This is a genomic window from Brachybacterium massiliense (assembly GCF_900184245.1).
Classification (GTDB): Bacteria; Actinomycetota; Actinomycetes; order Actinomycetales; family Dermabacteraceae; genus Brachybacterium; species Brachybacterium massiliense.
In genome coordinates this window covers 394,088-419,087 of the sequence record NZ_FXXB01000008.1, presented here as the reverse complement: position 1 = coordinate 419,087, position 25,000 = coordinate 394,088, and the positions used below count along the sequence as shown (strand labels likewise).

Genomic DNA, 25,000 nt, shown 5'->3' with positions numbered 1-25,000 from the left:
CGCACGGCCCGCGGGTGTGCACACTGGTGCCATGACGAAACCCACCACGGTCGAGGAGCACCTCGCGGCGCTCGAGGAGCCGGCCGCCTCCCGGATGCGCGAGCTGCTCGCCCTGGCACGGGACGCCGTGCCCACCGCGAGCGAGGCCCTGAAGTGGGGCGCGCCCGCGCTGATCCACCCCAGCGGGATGATCCTGCTGATCATCAGCGCCCACCGCAAGCACACGAACATCACCTTCACCCCGAGCACCCGAGAGGCCTTCGACGAGGAGCTCACCGAGCACGAGACCGGGAAGGGGAGCATCAAGCTGCCCTACGACGCGCCCGTGCCCACCGAGCTGCTGCGCCGGATGATCGCCCACCGCGTGCGCGAGTACGAGCAGGACGGCGTGACCTGGATGTGAGGGCGAGCAGAGCCTGAGCGCACAGCAGGAGCCCCCGGAATCCGAGGATCCCGGGGGCTCCTGCGCTCACGGCGCCGCGAGCGGCGCGGGGCTCACTTCACCAGGCGGATGTTCACCGGGTAGGCCCAGTACTCGCCCTGGTTGGCCTTGACCGCGCCGATGATCGAGAAGATCAGCTGGACCAGCGCCGGCAGCCCCACCAGCGGGTACAGCGCGAAGCCGAAGCCGAGGGTGACGACGCCGAAGATGGTGATCAGGATGCCGAGCACGATCTGGGCGATGACCACGGCGATCGCACCGTTCAGCGCCTCCGCGGCGTGGAAGCGGACGAAGCGGTCGCGGTCCTTGTACATCATGAAGATGATCAGTGGACCGACCCAGCCGAGGAAGCCCCAGCTGACCACGTGGCCGAGCACCACCGCGAGCTGCGAGAACAGCGCCCACATGCGTGAGTCCGAGCGGCTGAGCGGCTGACCGGACAGCGGCCCCTCGTACACGCCCTTGGTGCCTGGAGCGGGCTGGTCCGGACCGTCACCGGCAGGCGCCGTGTGCGGGGCGCCGTAGGGGGAGTGGCCGCTCTGGGCCGAGGCACCGGCCGCGCCGGGTGCCGCGTAGCCGCCGGCCGGTGCGTCATAGGTGCCCGCCGAGGGCTGGGGAGCCGAGGGCTGAGGGGCCGGCGGCTGCTGCGCCTGCGGTGCGGGGGCCTGACGGGTGGAGTCGTCGTAGGCGAAGGGATCGTGCGGGTGCAGCGCCGGGTCGGAGGTCGGGCTGCCCGGCTCGGCGCCGTGCGGCGCGGGCGCGCCGGGCTCGGTGCCGTACGGATCGTTCGGAGGCGGGGTCTGGCTCATGGTTCCTTCTTTCGGACGGGCCGGTGGCAGGTCCGGCATCGGGATGATGCCTCCAGCCTATCCAGCACGGCCCCGAAGGCCAGCGTGGCGAGCCGCCGGATCCGGTGGGGGATAACCCCCACCGGTCACGACGGGTCGACGGTCACGAAATCGATGAGCTCCTCGATGCGGCCCGAGAGCGTCGGCTCGATGTCCGCGTAGGAGCGCACGGTGGACAGGATCCGCTTCCAGCCCAGCCCGATGTCCGCCTTGTCCTCGTGCGGCCAGCCGAGCGCGGCGAGCGTGCCCACCTTGATATCGGTGCCCTTGGGGATGTGGGGCCAGGACGCGAGGCCGACACGGGCGGGCTTGACCGCCTGCCAGACGTCCACGTACGGGTGGCCCAGCACCGTCACGTTCCCGCGAGCCCCGGGCAGGGCCATCACCTCTGCGGCGATGCGGGACTCCTTGGACCCCTTGACCAGGTGATCGACGAGGATCCCGAGCCGCCGGCCCGGTGCGGGACCGAACTCGCGCACCCGCTCGGCGAGGTTGTCCGCGCCCTCGAGCTGCTCGACCACGATCCCCTCGAGGCGAAGATCGTGCCCCCACACCTTCTGCACCAGCTCGGCGTCGTGGGTGCCCTCGACCCAGATGCGGGAGGCGCGGGCGGTGCGCGCCTTCGCCCCCTCGACGTACACGGAGCCCGAGGCGGAGCGCTTGCGTACCGGCACCGCGGACCTCGCCACGGGCCGGCTGAGCACCACGGGCTGGCCGTCGATCATGAACCCGGGGCCCAGCGGGAAGGTGCGGCGCACCCCACGACCGTTTTCGAGCTCGACCACGAACTCCCCGGCGATCTTCTCCACCCGGGTGACGGCGCCGGTGAAGCCGGTCGAGGCCTCCTCGGCGACCAGCCCCTTCTGCGCGGCGACCTCACGCGCCACGGGACGTCGACGATGATGCGCGGGAGGGCCGGAGGAGAGCACGTCACGGCCGTACCGGTCGGGGAAGCGAGCGGAAGGTGCAGACACGCGCGACACCGTACACCCGTGGCGAACGCCTCCCCGCGCAGCGCGCCGCGACGCGTAGGATTGGCACCTGGCATGAGAGAGTGCCAGCATCGGGCCCGACCGGTTCGGGCCCACGGGACGGAAGCACGCAGCGCAGGAGGTGAGCGAGACGGACGCCCGCAAGCTCCAGATCCTCGGCGCGATCGTCGAGGACTACGTCTCGACCCGTGAGCCCGTCGGCTCCAAGTCGCTCCTGGAGCGGCACGAGCTCGGCGTCTCCGCCGCAACCGTGCGCAACGACATGTCCCTGCTCGAGGAGGAGGGGCTGATCCATCAGCCGCACACCTCGGCGGGCCGCGTTCCCACGGACAAGGGGTACCGCACCTTCGTGGACCACGTGGCCACCATCAAGCCGCTCTCGGCACCCGAGCGCCGTGCGATCCGCACGCTGCTCGAGGACGTGGGCGACGTGGAGGAGCTGCTGGGACGCACCGTGCGCCTGCTCGCACAGCTCACCCAGCAGGTGGCGATGGTGCAGTACCCGGCCCGCCGCCAGGCCCGCATCCGCCACGTCGAGCTCGTGAAGGTCGCGGACTCGCTGCTGCTGGTCGTGCTGATCACCGAGTCGGGGCGGGTGGACCAGCGCACCGTCCCCGTCGTCGCCGGCCGCCCCGCCGAGTACTACGCGGCGCTGCGCGACCAGCTGAACCGCGCCGTCGCCGGCCGGGAGGTCACCGACCTCGCCGCGCCGCTGACGGACTACCTCGAGTCCCTGCCCGTCCCCGAGCGGCCCGCCGCCGCGGAGGTGGCCGAGGCGCTCACCGCGCTGGCCGCGACCCGCGCCGAGGACCGCATCATGATGGCGGGCACCGCGAACATCGCCCGCTCCGCCCAGGACTTCGCCCGCGACGTCGAGCCGCTGCTGGACGTCCTCGAGGAGCAGCTGGTGCTGCTGCGCCTGTTCACCGAGATGCACGTCTCCCCGGGGGACGTGCAGGTGCGGATCGGCACCGAGCTCCACGACCGGGCGTTGCACCAGGCCGCTCTCGTCGGCGCGGGCTACGGCGCCGGCTCCCACCTCGCGATCCTCGGCCCCAGCCGCATGGACTACGCGGCCGGGATCTCGACCGTCCAGGCGATCGCCCGCTACGTCTCCCGATTCCTCGAATGACCGCGCCGGCGGGCCACGCGCCCGTCGCCGGCCGTCACCGACCTCCGACCCCTGTGAAGGACCCACGCCTGTGAACGACGACTACTACGAGCTGCTCGGCGTCTCCCGCGACGCCTCGACCGAGGAGATCAAGAAGGCGTACCGCAAGCTCGCCCGCACCCTCCACCCGGACGTCAACCCGGACCCGGAGGCGGCGGAGAAGTTCAAGAAGGTCTCCCAGGCGTACGAGACCCTCTCCCATGCGGACAAGCGCCGCCAGTACGACATGGGGGGCGGCCCGGGCATGGGCGGCGGCTTCCCCGGCGGCGGCGCCGGATTCGACTTCAACGACATCTTCGACATGTTCGCGGGCGCCTCCGGCATGCGCGGCCGCAACCAGGGCCCCGTGCCCCGCCAGCGCCGCGGCGGCGATGTGCTGCGCCGCGTGAAGATCACCCTGCGCGACGTCGTCTTCGGCACCGAGGAAGAGGTCAGCTTCCGCACCGCGGTGCTGTGCGAGCGCTGCTCCGGCTCCTGCTGCGAGCCCGGCACCAGCCCCACCCGCTGCACCGCCTGCAACGGCTCCGGCCATGTCCAGCGCGTGGCCCAGTCGCTGCTGGGCCAGATGGTCACGATGGCGCCCTGCCCCACCTGCGAGGGCCACGGCGACGTGATCGAGAGCCCCTGCACCGGCTGCGCCGGCCACGGTCGCACCGCCTCCGAGCGCACCGTCACCGTGCGCATCCCCTCCGGCGTGGAGAACGGCACCCGCATCCAGCTGCGCGGCGAGGGCGAGACCGGCGAGGCGGGCGGCCCCTCCGGCGACCTGTTCGTCGAGCTGTCCGTGAGCGACCACGAGATGTTCGACCGCGACGGCGACGATCTGGTCACCACCATCGCCGTGCCCATGACCACGGCGGCGCTCGGCACCACGATCCCGCTGGACACCTTCGACGGCGAGCAGGAGCTCGACATCCGCCCCGGCGTCCAGCCCGGCGAGGAGATCACCCTCAAGGGTCTCGGCGTCACCCCGCTGCGCCGTGAGCGGCGCGGGGACCTGCGCGTGGTCCTCGACGTGGACGTGCCCACCTCGCTGAGCGAGGAGGAGCGCTCGCTGCTCGAGCAGTTCGCCGCCCTGCGCGGCGAGGAGACCGCTCGCCGCAGCAAGGGCCAGCGCGGACCGTTCGCGAAGCTCCGCGAGCGCCTGCGCGACCTCTGATCCCGAGCGGAGACGCCGACGATGCCCACCACCCCGCCCGGCTTCCTGATCCTCGATGACTCGCTCGCCACCTCGGGCGAGGGAGACGCTCTCGTGCTCGACGGCGACGAGGGCCGGCATGCTGCGAAGGTCGCACGGATCGGGGTGGGGGAGCAGCTGCTGCTGACCGACGCGCCGGGACGCCAGGTGCTCGCCGAGGTGACCGGCGCCCTCAAGGAGGCGCTCGAGGTGCGCCTGCTCGCGGACCCCTCCCCGGCGGTGCAGCGCCTGCCGCGGCTGACGCTGGTCCAGGCGCTGGCCACGGGTGGCCGTGACGAGCAGGCCGTCGAGTCCGCGACCGAGCTCGGCGTCGACGCCGTGGTGCCGTGGAGCGCGCGGCGCTCGGTGTCCGTGTGGCGCGGCGAGAAGCAGCGCAAGGGGCGCGCCAGATGGGAGTCGACCGTGCGCGCCGCGGTCAAGCAGTGCCGCCGCCCCGGCATTCCGGCCGTGGGCGAGCCCGTGACCACCGCGCAGCTCGCCGCCGCGCTGAGTGAGCGCAGCGCGCAGGACGTGCTGGTGCTCGTGCTGCACGAGCAGGAGTCCGTGGGCCTGATGAGCCTGTCTGCCCAGCTCGCCGCGGCGAGCGAGGACGGGCTCGAGGAGATCATCGTGATCGTCGGCCCCGAGGGCGGGATCGCCCCCGAGGAGCTCGAGCAGCTGCGGTCGGCCGGTGCCCGATCCGTGCTGCTCGGGCCCGAGGTGCTCCGCTCCTCGACCGCAGGGCCCGCCGCGATCGCCGTGCTCAGCGCGCTGGTGGGCCGCTGGGGCTGACCTGGCCAGTCTGGCCAGCTCGTCGCGGACCGCACCCTGACGCGCCGGGCGGAGAACGCCGAGAGCACCGATCCCGTGCAGAGATGCAGGGGATCGGTGCTCTCGAGGTCAGCGGATCGGCGCGTCGCCGTGCCGGGGGAGCGGGGCCGGTCAGCCGACCTTCGCGAGGGAGCGCTCGGAGAGCGTGCTGAGCAGCTCGCGCAGCGCAGAGGCCTTCTCGTCGGCCACGAAGAGCTCGCCCTCCACGGACAGATCCTCGCGGAAGCCGAGCCCCACCGAGCCGACCACGTCGGCGCCCAGGCGCGTCATAAGGGTCTCCAGCAGGGGGAGGACCTCGCCGGCCGAGCCCCAGCCGTAGCCGACCAGCACGGTGGGCAGCTCGTTCCACTCCTCGTAGAGGAAGTCGATGGCGGTCTTGAGGTTGCCCGGGTAGGAGCCGTTGTACTGCGGGGTGAGGATCACCAGGGCGTCGAGGGCGTCGATCCGCTCACCCCAGGCGCGGGAGTGGTCCGTCTCCTTGGGCAGGCCCTGCTTGGGGCTGCTGGTGCCGTCGAAGGCCGGCAGAGCCACCTCGCGCAGGTCGATCAGATCCACGTCGACGCCGGTGGGGACGGCGTCGAGGACCCAGCGGGAGACATGCTCTCCCACGCGGTTCGGGCGGGCACTGGCCAGGATGATTCCGAGTTTCGTCATAGTGATTAAAACTTCTCATACTCTCCCGGTGTTCCCCAACCCGTGGTGGCGTTCCTCGCTCCCGTAGACTCCCCATCATGGGAAACAGCGTCACCGAGCCCGTCACACAGCGTCACGATCCCGATTGCGTGTTCTGCAGGATCATCGCCGGGGAGATCCCTTCCGAGCGTGTCCACGAGGACGAGAAGGTCATCGCGTTCAAGGACCTCAGCCCGCAGGCGAAGGTCCATGTGCTCGTCGTGCCCCGCACCCACCTGCGCGATGTGACCGAGCTCGCGCAGGACCCTGCGCTGCTCGCCCACACGGCGCAGACCGCCGCGACGATCGCGGCGGATCTCGCCGGCGGCGACTTCCGCCTGCTCTTCAACACCGGCGCCGACGCCGGACAGACCGTGTTCCATGTGCATGCGCACGTCCTGGCGGGCGGGAAGCTCGCAGAAGGAGAACTGTGACGGACTCCCTCGACCCGGCTCCCGGGCGCACCCCCGAGGTGCGCGAGCGGAAGCTGGCGATCCCCGACCACCTCAGCCCCTTCCAGGTGCTCGGGGAGAACGATCAGGCACTGGCCGCCCTCGAGGATGCGGTGCCGGACACTGATGTGCACGTGCGCGGCCACCAGGTCACGCTGCGCGGCACCGAGGAGGCGCTGCGCCGCGCCGAGCACATCATGCGCTCCCTGATCGAGCTGGCGAGCACCGGCCAGGCGGTCACCGCCGAGGCCGTGCAGCGCGCCGCGAACCTGTACGGCGATGACAGAGCCTCCGGGAAGAAGCTCGAGCAGGTGCTCTCGCGCACCATCCTGTCCTCGCGCGGGCGCAGCATCCGCCCCAAGACGATGGGGCAGAAGACGTACATCGAGTCGATCGAGAGCTCGACCATCACCTTCGGGATCGGCCCGGCCGGCACCGGCAAGACCTACCTCGCGGTCGCGATGGCCGTGCAGAAGCTGCTGAGCAAGCAGGTGGACCGCATCATCCTCACCCGTCCCGCCGTCGAGGCGGGGGAGCGGCTGGGCTTCCTGCCCGGCGGGCTCAGCGAGAAGATCGACCCGTACCTGCGCCCGCTCTACGACGCCCTGCACGACATGCTGGACCCGGAGTCGATCCCGCGCCTGATGGGTGCGGGCACGATCGAGGTCGCACCGCTGGCGTACATGCGCGGGCGCACTCTCAACGACGCCTTCATCATCCTCGACGAGGCGCAGAACACCACGCCCGAGCAGATGAAGATGTTCCTGACCCGTCTGGGCTTCAACTCCACCATGGTGGTCACCGGCGATGTCACGCAGGTGGACCTGCCCGGTGGGCAGAGCAGCGGCCTGAGGGTGGTGGAGAAGGTGCTCGCCGGCATCGACGACATCTCCTTCTGCCGCATGTCCTCGCGCGACGTGGTGCGCCACCGGCTGGTGAGCGACATCGTCGAGGCCTACGGACGCTGGGAGATCCAGCCGGGCGGCAGCCGCGACGCCCGTCATCGCACGCACAAGGGGAGCTGACGTTGACCATCGAGATCCGCAACGAGACCACCGCCGTCGTGGACGAGCGGGAGTTCGTCGAGCTGGCGCGCTTCGTCTTCGAGGCGATGCACCTGCATCCCGCCACGGAGATGAGCATCCTGTTCGTGGACGAGGACGCGATGGAGAAGCTGCACGTGCAGTGGCTGGACCTGCCCGGCCCCACCGACGTGATGAGCTTCCCCATGGACGAGCTCACCCCCGGCACCGCGGAGAGCCCCACCGAGGAGGGCCTGCTCGGCGATGTCGTGCTGTGCCCGAGCGTCGCGGCGAGGCAGGCGGCAGAGGCCGGCCACAGCGCCGTCGAGGAGATGCTGCTGCTGACGGTCCACTCGATCCTCCACCTGTTGGGCTATGACCACATGGAGGAGGACGAGCGCAAGGTCATGTTCGACCTCCAGCGCAAGCTGCTGCTCACCTTCCTCGCCTCGCGCCCGGAACGCTGAGCGCCCTCGCCGTGCTTCCTTCGACCTCTCTGCTGCGACCATGCTGAGCCTCGCCCTGGCCGTGCTGATCCCGCTGACGGCCCTCGCCGCGCTGACCGCGGGGATGCTCGCCGCGCTCGACGCCGCGCACGAGGCGGTCTCCCGCAGCAGCCTGGAGAAGGCGCTCGCGGGACGTCCCGCGCCGGTGCGCTCCCGGCTGCTGCACCAGCTCGCGGACGCGCGGCGCACGCTCGCCTCGGTCATGCTCGGGCGGATGCTCTCCGAGGCGCTGATGGTCTCGAGCGTCGCCGGGATCGTGTTCGTGACCTGGGATGAGCTCTCGCTCGGCGGCGGCTGGGCGCTGCCGCTGCTGGCCACGCTCGTGCTCTCCGGGGCGCTCGTGCTCGTGATCCTCGCGATCTCGCCGCGCACGATCGGTCAGCGTCGGCCCGAGTCCGTGCTGCTGTCCGGCCGCACCCTGCTCACGACGGTGCGGGCGGTGCTGTGGCTTCCCGCGGGCGCCTTGAGCCGCGTGGGCGAGTCCCTCGACCGGCGCCCGGGCCAGCAGGAGGATCCCGAGGAGGGTGCGGAGAAGGCCCGCCAGAACGTGGACCGCGCCCTCGAGGACGAGCACGTGCGCGACGGCGAGCGGGACATGATCCAGGGCGTCTTCGACCTGCGCGGCACGATGGTGCGCGAGCTGATGGTGCCGCGGCCGGACATGGTCACCCTCACCGCCGACTCGAGCGCCGAGAAGGCGATGCGCCTGTTCGTCCGCTCCGGCTACTCGCGGATCCCGGTGATCGGCGACAGCGTCGACGACCTGCGCGGGATGCTCTACGTCAAGGACGTGATGCGGGCGATCCACTCGCCGTGGGACCCGCGACCGCAGCGCCCCGTCCACGAGGTGATGCGCGTCGCGCGATTCGCCCCCGAGTTCGTCGCGGCCGACGAGGTCCTCGAGCAGATGCAGACCAGCAACGTGCACATCACCGTGCTGGTCGACGAGTACGGAGGCGTCGCGGGGATCGTGACGATCGAGGACATCCTCGAGGAGATCGTGGGCGACATCTCCGATGAGCACGACCGCGCGGAGCCGGAGATTGTGGACCTCGGCCAGGGCCGCTACCGCGTGCCCGCCCGCGCCGGGCTCTCCGAGGTGGGGGAGCTGTTCGGCCTCGATCTCGATGACGACGACATCGACAGCGTGGGCGGTCTGCTCGCGAAGACCACCGGCCGGGTGCCGCTGCCCGGCACCACCGCGACAGCCCTCGGCCTCGAGCTCGAGGGCGAGAAGACCGCGGGCCGACGCAAGCGGCTCTCCACGGTGCTCGTGCGCCGGGCCCAGGACGACGACATGCAGGACAGTGACCAGGAGGACGACCATGACCGCTGACGAGAACCCCGGCGGCGCTCGCGCCGATGCCGAGGACGTGCACCGCTCGGGCTTCGTGGCGCTCGTGGGCCGCCCCAACGTCGGCAAGTCGACGCTGACCAACGCGCTGGTGGGGGAGAAGGTCGCGATCACCTCGAGCAAGCCGCAGACCACCCGTCGCGCCATCCGCGGGATCGTCACCCGCGGGAACGCGCAGATCGTGCTGGTGGACACTCCCGGTGTGCACCGCCCTCGCACGCTGCTCGGCGAGCGGCTGAACGATCTGGTGCGCGGCACCCTCGGCGAGGTCGACGTGGTGGGCTTCTGCCTGCCCGCCGATCAGAAGATCGGCCCGGGCGACCGCTTCGTCGCCGAGGACCTCGCCGAGCTGCGCCGCGGCCGCCGCGGCCCGAAGGTGATCGCGGTCGTCACCAAGATCGACCTGGTGGGCCGTGACGCGCTGGCCGAGCACCTGATGAGCGTGGATCAGCTGATGAGCTTCGACGACATCGTGCCGATCTCCGCCGTCAAGGGCGAGCAGATCGACGTGCTGCTGGACGTCATCTCCTCTCGGCTCCCCGAGGGTCCGCAGCTCTACCCCGATGATCAGCTCACCGAGGAGTCGCGCGATGACCGGATCTCCGAGCTGATCCGCGAGGCGGCTCTCGAGGGCGTGCGCGACGAGCTGCCCCACTCGATCGCGGTGGTGGTCGAGGAGGTCGTCGAGACCGATCCCGACGGCGACCCCTTCGCGGAGGTCGCACCTGGACAGGGCCGACTGGTGGTGCGCGCGACCCTCTACGTCGAGCGCGACAGCCAGAAGGGCATCATCATCGGTCGCGGCGGCTCGCGGCTGAAGGAGGTCGGCTCGCGCGCCCGCGCCGAGATCAACGAGCTGATCGGCCGGAAGGTGCACCTCGACCTGCGCGTCAAGGTCGCCAAGGAATGGCAGCGCGACCCCAAGCAGCTGGGCCGGCTGGGGTTCTGATGCCTCGGTCTCCGGCGCTGCGCCCGGGGGCGAGGCGTTCGCATCGTGGGCGGGCCCGAGCGCCGAGGGCGACGGTGCTACGGTGACGCTCATGCGTGGATCGCTGCTCCTGCTTAGCCGCCGCGACGGGACCTGAACGCCGGGACCCCGCCGCGGCTGAAGTGCTGTCCGGCGACCGGTACCCCAGCAAGAAGGACCTCCAGATGACTGACTCCACGATCACCAGCACCATCGCGGCCGAGGGCGATCCCACCAGCCCCGTCGTCGGCACCACCGGCGACGCGCCGCAGCAGCCCTCGGGCATGCCGACCCACAAGTACCTGCCCTTCCACGAGCAGATCCAGGTCGAGCTGCCGGACCGCACCTGGCCCGCCCGCCGCATCACCCGCGCCCCCCGCTGGTGCGCGGTCGACCTGCGCGACGGCAACCAGGCCCTCATCGACCCGATGAACTCCGAGCGCAAGCTGCGGATGTTCGAGCTGCTCGTGCGCATGGGCTACAAGGAGATCGAGGTCGGCTTCCCCGCCGCCTCCACCACTGACTACGACTTCGTGCGTATGCTCATCGACGAGGACCGCATCCCCGAGGACGTCTCCATCCAGGTCCTCACCCAGTCCCGCGAGCACCTCATCGAGCGCACCTACCAGGCGATCGCCGGTGCCCCCCGCGCGGTGGTGCACCTGTACAACTCCACCTCCGTGGTCCAGCGCGACGTGGTCTTCCGCGCCGACGAGGACACCGTGCTCGACATCGCCGTCCAGGGCGCGCTGCTGTGCAAGAAGTACGAGGAGACCATCCCCGAGACGCAGGTGACCTACCAGTACTCGCCGGAGTCCTACACCGGCACCGAGCTCGAGTACGCGCTGCGGGTGTGCAATGCGGTCACCGAGGTGTTCCAGCCCACCCCGGACGACAAGATGATCATCAACCTGCCGGCGACGGTGGAGATGGCGACCCCCAACGTCTACGCCGACTCGATCGAGTGGATGCACCGCCACCTCGACCGCCGCGACTCGATCGTGCTGTCCCTGCACCCCCACAACGACCGCGGCACCGGCGTGGCCGCCGCCGAGCTCGGCTACCTGGCCGGCGCCGACCGCATCGAGGGCTGCCTGTTCGGCAACGGAGAGCGCACCGGCAACGTGGACCTGGTGACCCTGGGACTGAACCTGTTCAGCCAGGGCATCGACCCGCAGATCGACTTCAGCGACCTCGACGAGGTGCGCCGCACCGTCGAGCACTGCAACCAGATGCCGGTGCCCGAGCGCAGCCCCTACGGCGGCGACCTCGTGTTCACCGCCTTCTCCGGCTCCCATCAGGACGCCATCAAGAAGGGCCTGGAGCGGATGGAGGTCGACGCGGAGAAGGCCGGCCGGAGCGTGGACGACATCGTCTGGCGCGTGCCCTACCTGCCGGTGGACCCCAAGGACCTGGGCCGCTCCTACGAGGCCGTGATCCGCGTGAACTCCCAGTCCGGCAAGGGCGGCATGGCCTACCTGCTGCGCACCGAGCACGGCCTGGACCTGCCGCGCCGCCTGCAGATCGAGTTCTCCGGCATCGTCCAGCAGAAGACCGACTCCGACGGCGGCGAGGTCAGCCCCGAGCAGCTCTGGGACGCCTTCACCGACGAGTACCTCCCGGCGACCGAGGAGTCCCAGCGCTGGGGTCGCTTCTCGATCACCTCGATCCACCAGGAGTCCACCGGCGAGGGCGCGGACCGCATCACGGTCACGCTCGTGGTTGACGGCGAGGAGCACGTGGTCACCGGGATCGGCAACGGCCCGCTGGACGGCTTCGTCAAGGCGCTGGCCGAGCGGAAGATCGACGTGCGCATCCTCGACTATGCCGAGCACGCGCTCACCGAGGGCGACGACTCCCTGGCCGCCTCCTACATCGAGTGCGAGATCGGAGACCGGATCTTCTGGGGCGTGGGCATCGACGGCTCGATCACCCGCGCCTCCCTCGCGGCGATCATCTCCGCGCTGAACCGCGAGCAGCGCGCCCGGGCCTGAGCCTGGGGGCCGCGCCCGCGCTGAGCTCACTCGCGGGTCGCGGTCTCCCGCACCTGCGCCTCGCTGAGCGCCGGCATCTCCCCGGTGACCGTGGCGTGCGTCGGGGTGGGCAGATCCCAGCCGGGCGGCTCGTCCGCCGGGACGGGCTCCGTCGGCGCGGCGCCGCGTGCGGTGAGGGTGATGCCCACGCTCGCGCCCACCACCAGCACCGCCGCGGCGATCCGCAGAGGCGTGGCGTGCTGCCCGATCAGGAGCACGCCCGCGAGCAGGGCGATGACGGGCTCGAGGCTCAGCAGGATCCCGAACACGTGCCGCGGCAGGCGGCGCAGCGCCGCGAGCTCGAGGGTGTACGGGAGCACCGAGGCGAGCACGGCGGTGGCCGCGGCCAGGGCCAGCAGCCGCATGTCCAGGAGACCGGTGAGGGCGCCCGGTGCGCCCAGCGGCAGCACCACCAGGGTGCCGATCACCATCGCGACGGCGAGACCGTCCTGGCCGGGCACCAAGCGCCCCACCCGGGCGCTGGCGAGGATGTACAGGCCCCAGAACACGGCGGCGATCAGGGCGAACAGCACCCCGATCCCGTCCAGTGCGGCGCTGCCGGTCAGCGACTCGATCCCGAACAGGCTCACTCCTGCCAGGGCGAGCACCACCCACAGCAGGTCGGTGCGCCGGGTGGAGAGGATCGCCGCGACGGCGAGCGGTCCCAGGAACTCGATCGCGACCGCTGTGCCGAGCGGGATCCGGGCGATCGAGGCGTAGAACGCGCCGTTCATCGCGCCGATCGCGCCGCCGAACAGCAGCACTGCGATCCACTGCTCTTTCGTGAAGCGGTGGAGCTTCGGGCGCACGATCAGCATGAGCACCAGCGCGGCGATCCCCAGGCGCAGGGTGGTGGTGCCCCACGCCCCGAGCTCGGGGAAGAGCTGGGTCGCCAGCGCCGCGCCGAACTGCAGGGAGATGCAGGAGCCGAGGATGAACAGCACCGGTGTCATCGGCACCCCGGAGCCGCCGCGCGGGGCGCGCGCGGGGGAGGCCGACGGAGCGGAGGCGGGAGCGGTCGAAGCGGTCACGCCTCCACTATGGGCCCGACGTCCTGCCCGGTCCAGCGCATGTTTCGAAGCGGTATCGTGAAGCATTCCTTCACGATCCGAGGGGGCGACGTGCTGAACCTGCACCGGCTGTTCCTGCTGCACGAACTGCGCAGGCTGGAGACCATGTCGGCGGTGGCTCGCGCCCATTCGATGTCGCCGTCGGCCGTGTCCCAGCAGCTCTCCCACCTGGAGCGGGAGACCAAGGTCACCCTGTTCCAGCAGGTCGGCAGGCGGGTGGTGCTCACCGATGCCGGGGTGCGCCTGGCACGCCGCGCCGAGGAGATGCTGGGCCTGCTCGAGGCCGCCGAGGCCGAGCTGGCCGACGCTCAGGGAGAGGCGGGCGGGCTGCTGCGGGTGGCCTCCTTCCAGACCCCGATGATCGCGCTCGCCCCGGCGGCGGTGAGCGTGCTCGCCCAGCGCCATCCGGCTCTGCACCTCGAGCTCGGCCAGCAGGAGGTCGACGAGGCGTACGAGGGTCTGCTCGCCCGCCGCTACGACGTGATCCTGGGGGAGGACTACCCCGGAGGGCAGCAGGTGGTGCGTCGCGGCACCGACCGCGAGGCGCTGCTGACCGATCCGCTGCTGCTGGTGCTGCCGGACGTGGGGCCCTGGTCCGGGGCGCGCCGCTTCGCGGATCTCGCCGAGGCTCCCTGGGCGCTGGATCCTCCGCAGAGCCGCACCGGGATCTGGTCCCGCACCCATCTGCGCTCCGTCGGCGTGGAGCCGCAGGTCCGCTTCACCACCCCGGACCCGCTGCTGCAGGTGCACCTGGTGCGCTCCGGGCACGCGGTGGCGTTCGTCCCCGGCATCATCGCTTCCGAGCATCTCGGCGGCACCAGGGTGCTGCGCCTGCTGGGCGACCCTCACCGCTCGCTCTACACCGCGGCCCGGGCCGGGGCGGCGCAGCATCCCTCGCTGCTCGCCTTCCGCTCCGCCCTGCTCGAGGCCGCGGAGTCGCTCAGCGCCCTTGAGGACCTCGAGACCCTCGGGACCTGAGGCGCCACGCCCCGTCACTGCGGTGCGACACGCGACCGTCTCCTCCGCAGGGAGGAGGCGCAGCGCAGCGCCGAGCGGTAGAAAGTAGGCATGAGCTCTCCTCACGGCGACGTGGCCGATCCTTCCCCGCCCATCCCTCCCTCGTCGGCGTCCGGAGCCCCGCGCTGGCATGGCCTGCTGGTGCTGCTGATCCTGCTCGCCACGACTCTCGCGGGCGCCGCCTCGAGGGGGATCATCGCCCCGGTGGAGGCCGGCGCGGCGAGCGACGTCTTCAGCGCCGAGCGCGCCTCCGCAGCCGCCGCGCCGCTGATCGCCGAGCCTCGTCCCGTCGGCTCCGCCGCCAACGACCGCGCCCACGAGGAGCTCGCCTCTCAGCTCGGCGAGCTCGGCTTCGAGACCCGCACCCAGGAGGGGATCGGCGTGCGCGAGCACGGCGATCAGGCCACGAGCGGCTTCGTGCGCAACCTCGTCGCCACCCGCCCGGGCACGGACCCGACTGGGACGATCGTGCTGGCCACCCACATCGACTCGGTCCCGAACGCCCCCGGCGCGGCCGACGCCGGGGTGGGCCTCGCGGTGATCCTCGAGACGGTGCGCGCGCTGGGTCCGGAGGCGACGCGGAACGACCTGGTGGTGCTGCTGGTCGACGGCGAGGAACGCGGGCTGCTGGGCGCGGATGCGTATCTCGCCGACGGCGCCGAGGAGCTCACCCAGCCCGTGGTGGTGCTGAACCACGAGGCCCGCGGCGTCTCGGGCCGCCCGATGGTCACCCGCGCCGCCGGCCCGATGCACGCCGTGATCGGCTCCTCGCCCCGGCCCGAGTTCGAATCCTTCACCGACGCGCTGTTCGCGATCATCCCCAACGACACCGACTTCTCCGCCTACCGCGAGGGCGGCTGGTGGGGGATGGACATGGCGATCATCGACGAGGCCTGGGCCTACCACTCCGCCCAGGACGATGCCGAGCATCTCGATCCGGGCACCCTCCAGCACTACGGAGAGCTGACCCTCGCCCTCACCCGGGATCTCACCCAACGTGACCTGGCAGAGCTCGCGCAGCGCGCCGAGGAGAGCCCGGTGCAGACCACCACGCCCTGGGGGATCCTCGGCGTGCCGCCGCTGCTGGTGACCGTGCTGGGCCTGCTCGCCCCGCTCGCGGTGCTCGCGGCGGTGTGGGTGGGGCGCCGACGCGCCGAGGTGAGCCTGCGCGGCGTGCTCGGCGGAGCGCTGACGGCGCTGCTGGTGCTCGCCGCCGCCGTGGTCGGTGCCGTGACGCTGTGGAGCCTCACAGCCGGCGCCACCCCGTCGATGCTCTCCCAGACCACGCGCGAACCGGTGCGCGCCGAGCCCTTCCTCCTCGCGGAGCTGGTGCTCGCGGCCGCGGTGGCGACGGCCGGCTGGGTACTGGCTCGTCTGCTGATCTCCCGCACGGCCCTGCTGCTGGGCGCCTCGCTGCTCGTGACCGCTCTGCTCGCGGTGCTCGGGGTGTACTCGCCCTTCCTCGGCGGCTCGATGATCCTGCCGGCCGCGATCGCGGCCGGAGGCATCGTGCTCTCCAGCGTCCTCCCTGCGCTCCCCGCGATGGTGGTGCGGGCCCTCGCCCTCGCGCCGACGGGCTGGCTGCTGGGCACGCAGCTGCACTCCCTCGGCGAGTTCGGTATTGCCTCGGCCGCCGGCGGCCTCGCCGGCACCGCGCTGATCGGACTGGGGGCGGCGGCCCCGCTCCTGCTCAGCCGCACCGGCGCCGCGCCGCAGCCTGCGCGTCGGCTCCGGCGCCTGCTGGCCCCGCTGGTGCCTGCCGTGCTCGTCGCCGCGCTCGCGATCGGCGGCACCTTCTGGACCCTCGCCGCGCCAGAACCCCTCCAGGAGCGGGCCATCGCCCATGTCGACGGCGCGGACAGCGCCACCACCTGGGAGGTCTCCGGCAGCACGGACTGGGGCCGGGCGCTCGACGGCACCCAGGCGAGCTCCGAGATCGAGATGCCCGCGCTCGAGCTCGCCGAGGCGCCCGACGGGCGGGTGCAGATCGCCTTCACCGCCGTGCGCGATGCCTCTGCCGTGGAGCTCACCGTGAGCGAGGGAACGATGTCCCAGGTGATGGTGGACGACGTCGCAGTCGACTCCTCCGAGGGACTGCGCACCTTGCAGATCCACGGCCTGCGCGCAGGGCAGACGGTCGTGGTGGACGCGCAGGTGGAGCCCGCAGCCGAGGTCACGGCGGTCGAGACCAGCTACGATCCCGCGCTGGCCGGCGGCTGGACGGCGCCGGGCGAGGAGGTGTCGCTGATGCAACCGGCGATGAAGGTGGTCATCACCGCACGGCGCTAGCCGCCCAGCGGCACACTCCCGAGCAGCTCGTGCCGGGGACCGCCCGAGCGGCCCTGCCCCAGGTGGGAGCTGAGCAGCTCGACCTCCTCCGCCTCCCATGAGGGGCCCCGATAGACCGACAGCGCATGCACGGCGCGGGAGAGCGCTAGCTGTGAGGGATCGGGCGGCCGCTCCTCCGTCCAGCGCAGGGAGAGTCCGGCATCGGCCCGCACCTCGTGGAGCGCCGAGTCGAGGTGCTCGAGCGCCTGCGTGGAGGGGCGGATCGCCGCGAAGAGGCGCATCAGTGCAGGGGCGGGAAGCTCTTCTTCGCGGATTTCGCGATGCGGTTCAGCTGGGAGCGGTCCATGAGTGCGCCGAGCACCGCACCCAGGCCCGGGATCGACTTGCCGAACAGGCGCGCCGAGCGCAGGCCGAAGCGGCGCAGCAGACGCCCGCCGATCGCGCTCGCGACTTGGGACTGCGGCCCCACCGGCAGCTGCCCCGCGACCCCGCGTGCCGCGACCCCCGCGATCGGTCCGAGCCCGACGTTCTTCAGCACCTCCCCGGACTCCTCGCCCAGCAGCGAGGCCAGGACCCGCACCCGGATTTCCTCATCCTCGATGTCATAGCCGCGCACCACCGCGATCGCCCCGACCATACGGGTGGCCTGGACGTAGAACTCGACCACGTTGGTGGGCAGCAGGATCGGCAGGGTCACGAATCCGCCCAGGCCCGTGGCGAAGCCTCCCACCGTCACGCCCCAGCGGTGGCGGCGCACGAGCCGCCTCACCGCCACCTCGGGACGGCGCCGGCCGCGACCGCGCTGGGCGTGCTCGGCGATCTGGGCGGCGGAGGAGTAGGTGAGTTTCCCGTCCAGGCCGATGTCGCGGATGATCGTCACCACGCGCTCGAGAGCCCCGTCCTTCGAGGCCTCGTCGCCACGACGCGCCTCCTTCATGGCCTGTCGGGCCGTGCTCCGGGCCGAGCTGTCGCGGCGCAGCATCGAGAAGATCCCCATACCGGCCACCTCCTTCTCGTCGTGCACCGCGGTGCGCGCGGTGCGGCGGATGATGCGCCCATCATGCCGTGCCGCGCTGTGCGCGGCACCGAGACCGACCGGGCGGTGGGAGGAGCATAGGGAGCGGCGTGAGCGAGGCCGCGCGCGACACCGGGCCCGCCTGCCCACCGCGGTGCGGCGCCGGCCGTAGGCTCGGAGCACCATGCAGCAGAAGCTCTACCGCGACGATGCGATCGTCCTGCGCACCCACCCGCTGGGCGAGGCCGATCGCATCATCACGCTCCTGACCCGCCGCCACGGCAAGGTGCGCGCGGTCGCCAAGGGAGTGCGCCGCACCGGCAGCCGGTTCGGGGCCCGGCTGGAGCCGTTCAACCTGGTCGACGTGCAGCTGCACGCGGGCAAGAACCTCCACACCGTCACCCAGGTGGTCACCATCGAGGCCTTCGCCGTCGGCATCAGCACCGACTACGGCCGCTTCACCGCCGCGAGCGCGATGCTCGAGACCACCGACCGCCTCACCGACGAGGTGGTCGACCCCAGCCAGCGCGGCTTCCTGATGCTCGTCGGCGCCCTGCGGGCGATGGGGGAGGGGCGGCTGCCCCCGCCGCTGATCCTCGACTCCTTCCTGCTGCGCACCCTCGCGGTCTCGGGCTGGGCGCCAGAGCTGCGGGTCTGCGCGGCCTGCGGAGCGCCCGGCCCCCACCATGCGCACGACATCCGTGCGGGCGGTCTGGTGTGCACGGCATGCCGAAAGCCCGGCGCGATCGCCGTGCGGCAGTCCACCATCGAGCAGCTGATCTTCCTGCTGGCCGGAGACTGGGACAATGTGCTCGGCGCCGAGGAGTCCGTCCACCAGGAGGCCGGACGCCTCATCACCGACACGGTGACCTGGCACCTCGAGCGCTCGGTACGCTCCCTGCATTACGTCGAGCGCTGAGCGCGAGCGCGCCCGCCCCACCGACCCGCAGAGCCCTGCGAACCCTCCAGGAGGACCCCATGCCCGGTGCATCCCGACACGGGTACCAGGAGCCGCACCCACATCCCAGCGGCGCGCGGCCCCCGCAGCTGCCCGCCCCCACCATCCCCGGCCACGTGGCCGTGGTGATGGACGGCAACGGCCGCTGGGCCAACCGCCAGGGGCTGCCCCGCACGGCAGGGCACGAGGCGGGCGAGGCGGCGCTGCTGGACGTGGTCGCCGGCGCCCTCCAGATCGGCGTCACGCACCTGAGCGCCTACGCCTTCTCCACCGAGAACTGGAAGCGCTCCCCGGAGGAGGTGCGCTTCCTGATGGGCTTCTCCCGCTCCGTGCTGCGCCGCCAGCGCGACACGCTGCACTCCTGGGGCGTGCGCATCGTCTGGGTGGGCCGCGAGCAGAGGCTGTGGGGCTCGGTGATCCGCGAGCTGAAGGAAGCCGAGGAGCTCACCCGCGACAACACCCGCATGACCCTGTACATGTGCGTGAACTACGGCGGTCGCGCCGAGCTGGTCGATGCCGTGCGGGAGATCGCCGAGCAGGCCCGTGCGGGACGCCTCAAGGGCTCCGGCATCAGCGAGCGCACCATCCAGCGTCACCTGATCGACCCGGACATGCCGGACGTGGACCTGTTCCTGCGCACCAGCGGGGAGCAGCGCACCTCGAACTTCCTGCTGTGGCAGTCGGCGTACGCGGAGCTGGTGTTCGTCGAGGAGCTGTGGCCGGACGTGGACCGGCGCGTGCTGTGGCGTGCGATCACCGAGTACGCGCGGCGCGACCGCCGCTACGGCGGCGCGATCGACGCCCCGGATCAGCCCTCGACGGTCTGATCCTTCGACGAGGCGGTCGCAGGGACCGCGCCGTCGACGGGCGGGCTCGTCTCCTCCGCCTCGGGCAGGGCAGCGGCGGCGGCCACCACGCCGCCGGTGCGGCGGCGGTGCCGCAGCAGGATCCCGATCAGCACCACGACCACCGCGAGCGCGGCCACCGCGGCCCAGGGGGAGAGCACGAACAGCTCGAACCAGGCGCGGAAGGCCACCAGCCCCACCGTGGCGTAGATCAGTGCCCAGGCCAGGCCGCCGATCGCGAGGGCGGGAGCGTATCGCCTGGCCGGCATCCCGGTCAGGCCCGCCGCGGCGTTCGCGGCCGTCTGGAAGCCGACGGTGAGGAAGCTCAGCGCGACCACCGGGGCGCCCCACCGGTTGATCAGATCCGTGGCGCGCTGCACGTTCGGGGACTCGAGGAAGGCCGCGACCCGGCCCCTGTCGGCCGCCTTGCGGGCCCCGCGCCCCAGCAGATAGGTGGCACCGGCCCGGCACCAGATCACCACGTACAGGAACGCGACCGCGGCCAGCAGCGGCAGCTCACCGACCCACTCCATCATCGTGCGCGCGCCTCGTCCTGGTCGTCCTGGTCGTTCTCGTCACTCTCGTCGTCCGGATCCTCGTCCGGCACGGTGCCCTGTGCCGAGTGGTCGGGGCACAGCCCGAACACCTCGAGGGTGTGGTCGACCTCGGAGAAGCCGTGCTCGTGCGCGATCGCGGTCATCGAGCTCTCGAGCTTCGGCGCGAGGAACTCGACGGTGCGCCCGCACCTGCGGCACACCAGGTGATGGTGGTGCCCGGTGTCCTCGCACTGGCGGTAGAGGGATTCGCCGTCCGCGGCGACGAGCACGTCGAGACGTCCGGAGCGCGCGAGGGTCTGGAGGTTGCGATACACGGTGGCCAGGCCCACGGTCTCGCCGTCGGCCCGCATCTGCTCGTGAATCTGCTGGGCGCTGCGGAAGTCGTCCTGGCGCGAGAGCGTCTCGAGGATCGCGGTGCGCTGGCGGGTGTTCCGTTGCATGACCTCATTGTCCCCCAGCGCGACCAGGACTTCTATCAGTGGTGGGGCGTTGCACTGCGGGCGGGTCCGGGACCGCCGACGGCGGGGACCCGCTGGGCGGGCCGCACCGCCCGCACCACCAGTCCCAGGACGTAGGCGGCGACGGTCAGCAGCACGATCACGCCGCCCGGCGGCAGATCGACGTACACGGTGATCAGCAGCCCGCCGAGCGAGCAGACCACGGCGATCGCCATCGCGGTGCGCATGGTGCGGGCGAAGCCCACCACCAGCTGCTGCGCCGCGGCGACCGGGACGATCATCAGGGCCGAGACCATCAGCGCGCCCACGATCCGCATCGACAGGGTCACCGTGAGCGCGGCGAGCACCGCGATCAGCACGTTCACCAGGCGCACCGGGAGGCCAGAGGCGCGAGCGAACTCCTCATCCGCGGTCACTGCGGACAGCAGCCCCGACAGCCCCACCCCGATCACGAGCACGAGCACGGCGAGCACCGAGGAGATGATCGTGTCCAGGGCGGTGACGGTCGAGAGGGAGCCGAACAGATAGCCCATCAGGTTCTGGGAGGTGCCGCCGGCGAGCTGGATGATCACCACGCCGCCCGCGATGCCTCCGTAGAACAGGATCGCGAGCGCGACGTCACGGCTGGTGTGGCTGATCTCCCGCACGTACTCGATCAGCAGCGCACCGATCACGGACGCCGCGAGAGCGCCGGGGATCGCGAGCAGATCGGCGGGGGAGGCACTGATCCAGGCGCCGACCAGCCAGCCCAGCGCCACACCGGTCAGGGCGACATGGCCGAGGCCGTCGCCGAGCAGCGAGAGCCGCTTCTGCACGAGGTAGGTGCCGACCACCGGGGCGGTGAGTCCGATCAGCACCGCGATGATCAGCGGGTAGCGCAGCAGATCGGAGGTGAGGATGTCGAGCGGCGAGATCATGCGGGGTGGATCTCCTGTCCGAGGCACTGATCGAGCGGGGCGGCATCCTCGGGATGGCCGTGCCCGGGGTGGAGGCGCGGGCGGTCTGCCGCGGCGCCGTCGTGGACCACGCGACCGTGATCCAGGACCACCGCGCGCTGGATGTCATCGGTGAGGGGCCCGGTCTCGTGCAGCACCACCAGGATCGAGGTGCCGGCTGCCGAGAGCTCACGGAACAGCTCCGAGATCAGCTCCTGGGTGGGCAGGTCCACCCCGGAGAACGGCTCGTCCAGCACCAGCAGCTCGGGCTCGCGCACCAGAGCGCGGGCGATCATCACGCGGCGGCGCTGCCCGCCCGACATCCGGGTGATGGGGCGGGAGGCGAGATCGGCCATGCCGACGGCCTCGAGAGCGGTCAACACCCGTTCGTCCCGGCGGCTCGGCCACCAGGAGCGTGCACCCAGCAGACCGCTGGCGACGGCCTCGCGCGCGGTCGCGGGGATCGAACCGGCCTCGGCGGAGTCTTGCGGCACATAGCCCAGCCGGTCATGAGCGGTGCTGCGGTGCACGGGCGCGCCGAACAGGCGGGCGGTGCCGCTCTCGAGCGGCAGGATCCCGACGGCGGCGCGCAGCAGGGTCGACTTGCCGGAGCCGTTGGCTCCCAGCAGCGCCACCAGCTCGCCGGCCTCGACGCGCAGGTCCACCTCGTCCAGCACCCGCTGCCCGCCGCGCAGCACGGAGGCGCCGGAGACCTCGATGACCGCAGGCATCGTCTCGCTCATGACCAGCTCTCGACCAGGGCGGTGCAGTTGTCTCGCATGACCTGAGCGTAATCGGCATCCTCGGACTGCTGGGTCTCGAGGTTGTCGAGCTCGGCGCTGTTGATGCCGAGATTGTTCGCGAGGGTCTGGGCGACCTTCGGGGAGGCCGAGGTCTCGAAGAACACCGTCGTCACGCCCTCCTCGTCCACCACCTTCTCGAGCGCGAGCAGGCGCTGCGGCGAGGGCTCGTTCTCGGGGTCCACCCCGCTGATGCCGATCTGGTGCAGGTCGTAGCGCTCGGCGAGGTAGGCGTAGGCGGCGTGGCTGGTGATGAAGGGCTTGCGGCCTTCGACGCTGCCGAAGGACTCGGCGAGCTCGGCATCGAGCGTCTCGAGCTCGGTGCGCACCTCCTGCGCGGAGGCGGTGAACGCGTCGGCGCTGTCCGGGGCGAGCTCGCCCAGGCGCTCGGCGAGGGCGTCGGCCAGGTCGGCCATCAGCAGCGGATCGTGCCAGAAGTGCGGATCGTCGGGTCCATGGTCGTGGCCCTCGTGGCCCTCGTCCTCGTGCTCCCCGCCGTCCTCGTGCTCGTGCGCGGCGTGCTCCTCCTCGGACTCGTGCGAGTGCTTCTCGGCCTCTCCGACCGGCAGCAGCGTGACCACGGAGGAGACGTCGAGCACGTTCTCGCCGTCCTGCGAGGAGATCGCATCGTCCAGCGACGCCTGGAGCCCGGGGATCTGGAGCACCAGATCGGCGCTCTCGACCGTCATGACCTGCTTGACCGAGAGCTCGATGCCGTGCGCATCCGCTCCCGGGGTGGTGAGGTCGGTGAGCTCCACGTGCTCCCCGCCGATCCTGGTGACCAGGTAGGCGAGGGGATAGGCCGAGGTCACGACGGACAGCCCGCCCCGCCCCTCGGTGGTCGAGGAGCCGCAGGCGGTCAGCGCCGCTGCGCCGGCGCCGAGCCCGGCGGCGGCGAGCAGGGAGCGTCGTGAAGGACGAAGAGCACGCGTCATGACAATCATTCTCACCAGTGGGCGGGTGCGACGCAAGCCGGACGGGCGTGGGAGCGCGCTGACGTGGCCACGCTCACAGCGGAGCGGGTGACTATGCTGGAGAGGTTCTGTTCGATCCCGTCACCAGGAGTACCCCCGTGGCCAAGGCCCCTGCCAGCACGCTGGACAACGTCATCGCCCTCGCCAAGAAGCGAGGCTTCGTGTTCCCGGCCGGTGAGATCTACGGCGGTACCCGCTCCGCGTGGGACTACGGCCCCCTGGGCGTCGAGCTCAAGGAGAACATCAAGAAGCAGTGGTGGCGCACCTTCGTGCAGTCCCGCGGCGACATGGTGGGCCTGGACTCCTCGATCATCCTGCCGCGGCGCGTGTGGGAGGCCTCCGGCCACGTCCAGACCTTCACCGACCCGCTGGTGGAGTGCAAGAGCTGCCACAACCGCTTCCGCGAGGACCACCTGCTGGAGGCCTTCGAGGAGAAGAAGGGCCGTGCCCCCGAGGGCGGCATGGCCGAGATCGCGTGCCCCAACTGCGGCAACCGCGGCGACTTCACCGAGCCCCAGGAGTTCTCCGGTCTGGTGAAGACCTACCTCGGCCCGGTCTCGAGCGAGGCGGGCCTGCACTACCTGCGTCCGGAGACCGCGCAGGGCATCTTCGTGAACTTCCTCAACGTGGTCACCGCCGCCCGCCAGAAGCCGCCCTTCGGGATCGGCCAGATCGGCAAGGCGTTCCGCAACGAGATCACCCCCGGCAACTTCATCTTCCGCACCCGTGAGTTCGAGCAGATGGAGATCGAGTACTTCACCCCGCCGGCCGAGGCCTCCGAGCAGTTCGACCTGTGGGTCGAGGCGTGCTGGAACTGGTTCATCGATCTGGGCATCGCCCCCGAGAACCTGCGCCGCTTCGACGTGCCCGAGACCGAGCGCGCCCACTACAGCGCCGCCACGATCGACCTCGAGTACCGCTTCGGCTTCCAGGGCAGCGAGTGGGGCGAGCTGATGGGCATCGCCAACCGCACCGACTTCGACCTCGGCGCGCACACCGACGCCTCGGGCACGAAGATGCAGTACTTCGACCAGGCGGCGAACGAGCGCTACACCCCCTACGTGATCGAGCCCAGCTTCGGCCTGACCCGCTCGATGATGGCGTTCCTCGTGGACGCCTACACCGAGGACGAGGCCCCCAACGCCAAGGGCGGGGTCGACAAGCGCACCGTGCTCAAGCTCGATCCGCGCCTGGCCCCGGTGAAGGTCGCGGTGCTGCCGCTGTCCAAGAGCGAGGACCTGGTGCCCCGCGCCGAGCAGCTCGCCGCACGCCTGCGCACGCACTGGAACGTCGAGATGGACGTCACCCAGGCAATCGGCCGCCGCTACCGCCGACAGGACGAGATCGGCACCCCGTTCTGCCTCACCGTCGACTTCGAGACCGCCGAGGACCAGGCCGTCACGATCCGCGAGCGCGACTCGATGGCCCAGGAGCGCGTGGCGCTGGACCAGGTGGAGTCCTACCTCGCGGCCCGACTGATCGGCGCCTGAGCCACGGACCTCGTCTGCCGCGGCGCTGGCGACGAGGACCCTCCGGACGACCCCGCACCGCATCGCCCCACCGGGCGGCGGTGCGGGGTCGCCGCGCTCCTGCGGCACCTGGTACCGTGCTCTCG

General features: G+C 71.5%; 26 protein-coding genes. 15 read left to right on the top strand and 11 right to left on the bottom strand.

Annotated features, from left to right (window positions below):
- Nucleotides 1-31: 31 nt before the first annotated feature.
- A complete protein-coding gene (locus tag BN4251_RS11925; protein WP_087485312.1) occupies nucleotides 32-403 on the top strand; it encodes an iron chaperone in 372 nt (123 codons plus the stop codon).
- Between the two features lie 92 nt (nucleotides 404-495).
- Here BN4251_RS11925 and BN4251_RS11920 read toward each other — a convergent pair whose 3' ends face one another.
- The gene (locus BN4251_RS11920; RefSeq protein ID WP_087485311.1) at nucleotides 496-1,251 is read right to left on the bottom strand and encodes a DUF4870 domain-containing protein; all 756 of its coding nucleotides are present in this window, start codon (nucleotides 1,249-1,251) and stop codon (nucleotides 496-498) included.
- Nucleotides 1,252-1,376: 125 nt separating this feature from the next.
- Nucleotides 1,377-2,273 carry a DUF3097 domain-containing protein gene (locus BN4251_RS11915; RefSeq protein WP_170931951.1) on the bottom strand — a complete coding sequence of 299 codons (897 nt, stop codon included), beginning with the start codon at nucleotides 2,271-2,273 and terminating at the stop codon, nucleotides 1,377-1,379.
- A 130-nt stretch (nucleotides 2,274-2,403) separates the two neighbouring features.
- Between BN4251_RS11915 and hrcA the strand changes: the two genes are divergently transcribed.
- From hrcA to BN4251_RS11900, 3 genes are all read left to right on the top strand, one after another.
- Nucleotides 2,404-3,414, top strand: a complete 1,011-nt coding sequence (gene hrcA / locus BN4251_RS11910; protein WP_087485309.1) for a heat-inducible transcriptional repressor HrcA — start codon at nucleotides 2,404-2,406, stop codon at nucleotides 3,412-3,414.
- Between the two features lie 70 nt (nucleotides 3,415-3,484).
- Nucleotides 3,485-4,612, top strand: a complete 1,128-nt coding sequence (dnaJ, locus tag BN4251_RS11905; protein ID WP_087485308.1) for a molecular chaperone DnaJ — start codon at nucleotides 3,485-3,487, stop codon at nucleotides 4,610-4,612.
- 21 nt (nucleotides 4,613-4,633) lie between these two features.
- Complete coding sequence (locus BN4251_RS11900; protein WP_087485307.1) at nucleotides 4,634-5,422, top strand: 16S rRNA (uracil(1498)-N(3))-methyltransferase; 789 nt, start codon at nucleotides 4,634-4,636, stop codon at nucleotides 5,420-5,422.
- Nucleotides 5,423-5,572: 150 nt separating this feature from the next.
- On the opposite strand, the gene BN4251_RS11895 is transcribed toward BN4251_RS11900, so the two are convergent.
- Nucleotides 5,573-6,115, bottom strand: coding sequence for an NADPH-dependent FMN reductase (locus BN4251_RS11895; RefSeq protein ID WP_087485306.1), 543 nt, complete (start codon nucleotides 6,113-6,115; stop codon nucleotides 5,573-5,575).
- Between the two features lie 77 nt (nucleotides 6,116-6,192).
- On the opposite strand from BN4251_RS11895, the gene BN4251_RS11890 reads away from it, so the two are divergent.
- The 6 genes from BN4251_RS11890 to leuA all read left to right on the top strand — a co-directional run bounded on the left by BN4251_RS11890 (nucleotide 6,193) and on the right by leuA (nucleotide 12,428).
- Nucleotides 6,193-6,567, top strand: coding sequence for an HIT domain-containing protein (locus BN4251_RS11890; protein ID WP_087485305.1), 375 nt, complete (start codon nucleotides 6,193-6,195; stop codon nucleotides 6,565-6,567).
- A complete protein-coding gene (locus BN4251_RS11885; RefSeq protein ID WP_087485304.1) occupies nucleotides 6,564-7,610 on the top strand; it encodes a PhoH family protein in 1,047 nt (348 codons plus the stop codon). Before BN4251_RS11890 ends, BN4251_RS11885 begins: the two co-directional genes overlap by 4 nt.
- A gap of 2 nt (nucleotides 7,611-7,612) precedes the next feature.
- Nucleotides 7,613-8,074 carry an rRNA maturation RNase YbeY gene (gene ybeY, locus BN4251_RS11880; protein WP_087485303.1) on the top strand — a complete coding sequence of 154 codons (462 nt, stop codon included), beginning with the start codon at nucleotides 7,613-7,615 and terminating at the stop codon, nucleotides 8,072-8,074.
- 40 nt (nucleotides 8,075-8,114) lie between these two features.
- Complete coding sequence (locus BN4251_RS11875) at nucleotides 8,115-9,449, top strand: hemolysin family protein (RefSeq protein ID WP_087485302.1); 1,335 nt, start codon at nucleotides 8,115-8,117, stop codon at nucleotides 9,447-9,449.
- Nucleotides 9,439-10,416, top strand: a complete 978-nt coding sequence (gene era, locus BN4251_RS11870; protein WP_087485301.1) for a GTPase Era — start codon at nucleotides 9,439-9,441, stop codon at nucleotides 10,414-10,416. Before BN4251_RS11875 ends, era begins: the two co-directional genes overlap by 11 nt.
- A gap of 302 nt (nucleotides 10,417-10,718) precedes the next feature.
- Nucleotides 10,719-12,428 (top strand): 2-isopropylmalate synthase, encoded by a 1,710-nt coding sequence (gene leuA, locus BN4251_RS11865; RefSeq protein ID WP_212647636.1) that lies wholly within the window; start codon nucleotides 10,719-10,721, stop codon nucleotides 12,426-12,428.
- A gap of 26 nt (nucleotides 12,429-12,454) precedes the next feature.
- Here the strand turns inward: leuA and BN4251_RS11860 are convergent, their stop codons facing one another.
- Entirely contained in the window at nucleotides 12,455-13,420 is a 966-nt protein-coding gene (locus BN4251_RS11860; protein WP_170932029.1) for an EamA family transporter, read from the bottom strand.
- A gap of 168 nt (nucleotides 13,421-13,588) precedes the next feature.
- Between BN4251_RS11860 and BN4251_RS11855 the strand changes: the two genes are divergently transcribed.
- Both BN4251_RS11855 and BN4251_RS11850 read left to right on the top strand, forming a co-directional pair.
- Nucleotides 13,589-14,515, top strand: coding sequence for a LysR family transcriptional regulator (locus tag BN4251_RS11855; protein WP_087485298.1), 927 nt, complete (start codon nucleotides 13,589-13,591; stop codon nucleotides 14,513-14,515).
- A 90-nt stretch (nucleotides 14,516-14,605) separates the two neighbouring features.
- Nucleotides 14,606-16,843, top strand: coding sequence for a M28 family peptidase (locus BN4251_RS11850; protein WP_087485297.1), 2,238 nt, complete (start codon nucleotides 14,606-14,608; stop codon nucleotides 16,841-16,843).
- On the opposite strand, the gene BN4251_RS11845 is transcribed toward BN4251_RS11850, so the two are convergent.
- Entirely contained in the window at nucleotides 16,840-17,124 is a 285-nt protein-coding gene (locus BN4251_RS11845) for a 2'-5' RNA ligase family protein (RefSeq protein WP_087485296.1), read from the bottom strand. The genes BN4251_RS11850 and BN4251_RS11845 overlap by 4 nt on opposite strands.
- Entirely contained in the window at nucleotides 17,124-17,840 is a 717-nt protein-coding gene (locus BN4251_RS11840; RefSeq protein ID WP_087485295.1) for an EcsC family protein, read from the bottom strand. Before BN4251_RS11840 ends, BN4251_RS11845 begins: the two co-directional genes overlap by 1 nt.
- A 202-nt stretch (nucleotides 17,841-18,042) precedes the next feature.
- On the opposite strand from BN4251_RS11840, the gene recO reads away from it, so the two are divergent.
- Nucleotides 18,043-18,777, top strand: a complete 735-nt coding sequence (gene recO / locus BN4251_RS11835) for a DNA repair protein RecO (protein WP_087485294.1) — start codon at nucleotides 18,043-18,045, stop codon at nucleotides 18,775-18,777.
- A gap of 59 nt (nucleotides 18,778-18,836) precedes the next feature.
- Nucleotides 18,837-19,643: an isoprenyl transferase gene (locus tag BN4251_RS11830; RefSeq protein WP_087485293.1), complete on the top strand. Its 807-nt coding sequence runs from the start codon at nucleotides 18,837-18,839 to the stop codon at nucleotides 19,641-19,643.
- Here the strand turns inward: BN4251_RS11830 and BN4251_RS11825 are convergent.
- From BN4251_RS11825 to BN4251_RS11805, 5 genes are read right to left on the bottom strand one after another with little or no spacing between them, the layout of a single operon-like run.
- Nucleotides 19,625-20,197, bottom strand: a complete 573-nt coding sequence (locus BN4251_RS11825) for a DedA family protein (protein ID WP_087485292.1) — start codon at nucleotides 20,195-20,197, stop codon at nucleotides 19,625-19,627. The genes BN4251_RS11830 and BN4251_RS11825 overlap by 19 nt on opposite strands.
- Nucleotides 20,194-20,658: a Fur family transcriptional regulator gene (locus BN4251_RS11820; protein WP_087485291.1), complete on the bottom strand. Its 465-nt coding sequence runs from the start codon at nucleotides 20,656-20,658 to the stop codon at nucleotides 20,194-20,196. Before BN4251_RS11820 ends, BN4251_RS11825 begins: the two co-directional genes overlap by 4 nt.
- A gap of 35 nt (nucleotides 20,659-20,693) precedes the next feature.
- On the bottom strand, nucleotides 20,694-21,593 hold the full coding sequence (locus BN4251_RS11815; RefSeq protein ID WP_087485290.1) for a metal ABC transporter permease: 900 nt from the start codon (nucleotides 21,591-21,593) through the stop codon (nucleotides 20,694-20,696).
- Nucleotides 21,590-22,354: a metal ABC transporter ATP-binding protein gene (locus BN4251_RS11810; RefSeq protein WP_170931950.1), complete on the bottom strand. Its 765-nt coding sequence runs from the start codon at nucleotides 22,352-22,354 to the stop codon at nucleotides 21,590-21,592. Before BN4251_RS11810 ends, BN4251_RS11815 begins: the two co-directional genes overlap by 4 nt.
- Nucleotides 22,351-23,346 (bottom strand): metal ABC transporter substrate-binding protein, encoded by a 996-nt coding sequence (locus tag BN4251_RS11805; protein WP_245810324.1) that lies wholly within the window; start codon nucleotides 23,344-23,346, stop codon nucleotides 22,351-22,353. The genes BN4251_RS11810 and BN4251_RS11805 overlap by 4 nt, the downstream gene beginning before the upstream one ends.
- A 137-nt stretch (nucleotides 23,347-23,483) precedes the next feature.
- On the opposite strand from BN4251_RS11805, the gene BN4251_RS11800 reads away from it, so the two are divergent.
- Complete coding sequence (locus tag BN4251_RS11800) at nucleotides 23,484-24,875, top strand: glycine--tRNA ligase (protein WP_087485288.1); 1,392 nt, start codon at nucleotides 23,484-23,486, stop codon at nucleotides 24,873-24,875.
- Nucleotides 24,876-25,000 lie beyond the last annotated feature (125 nt).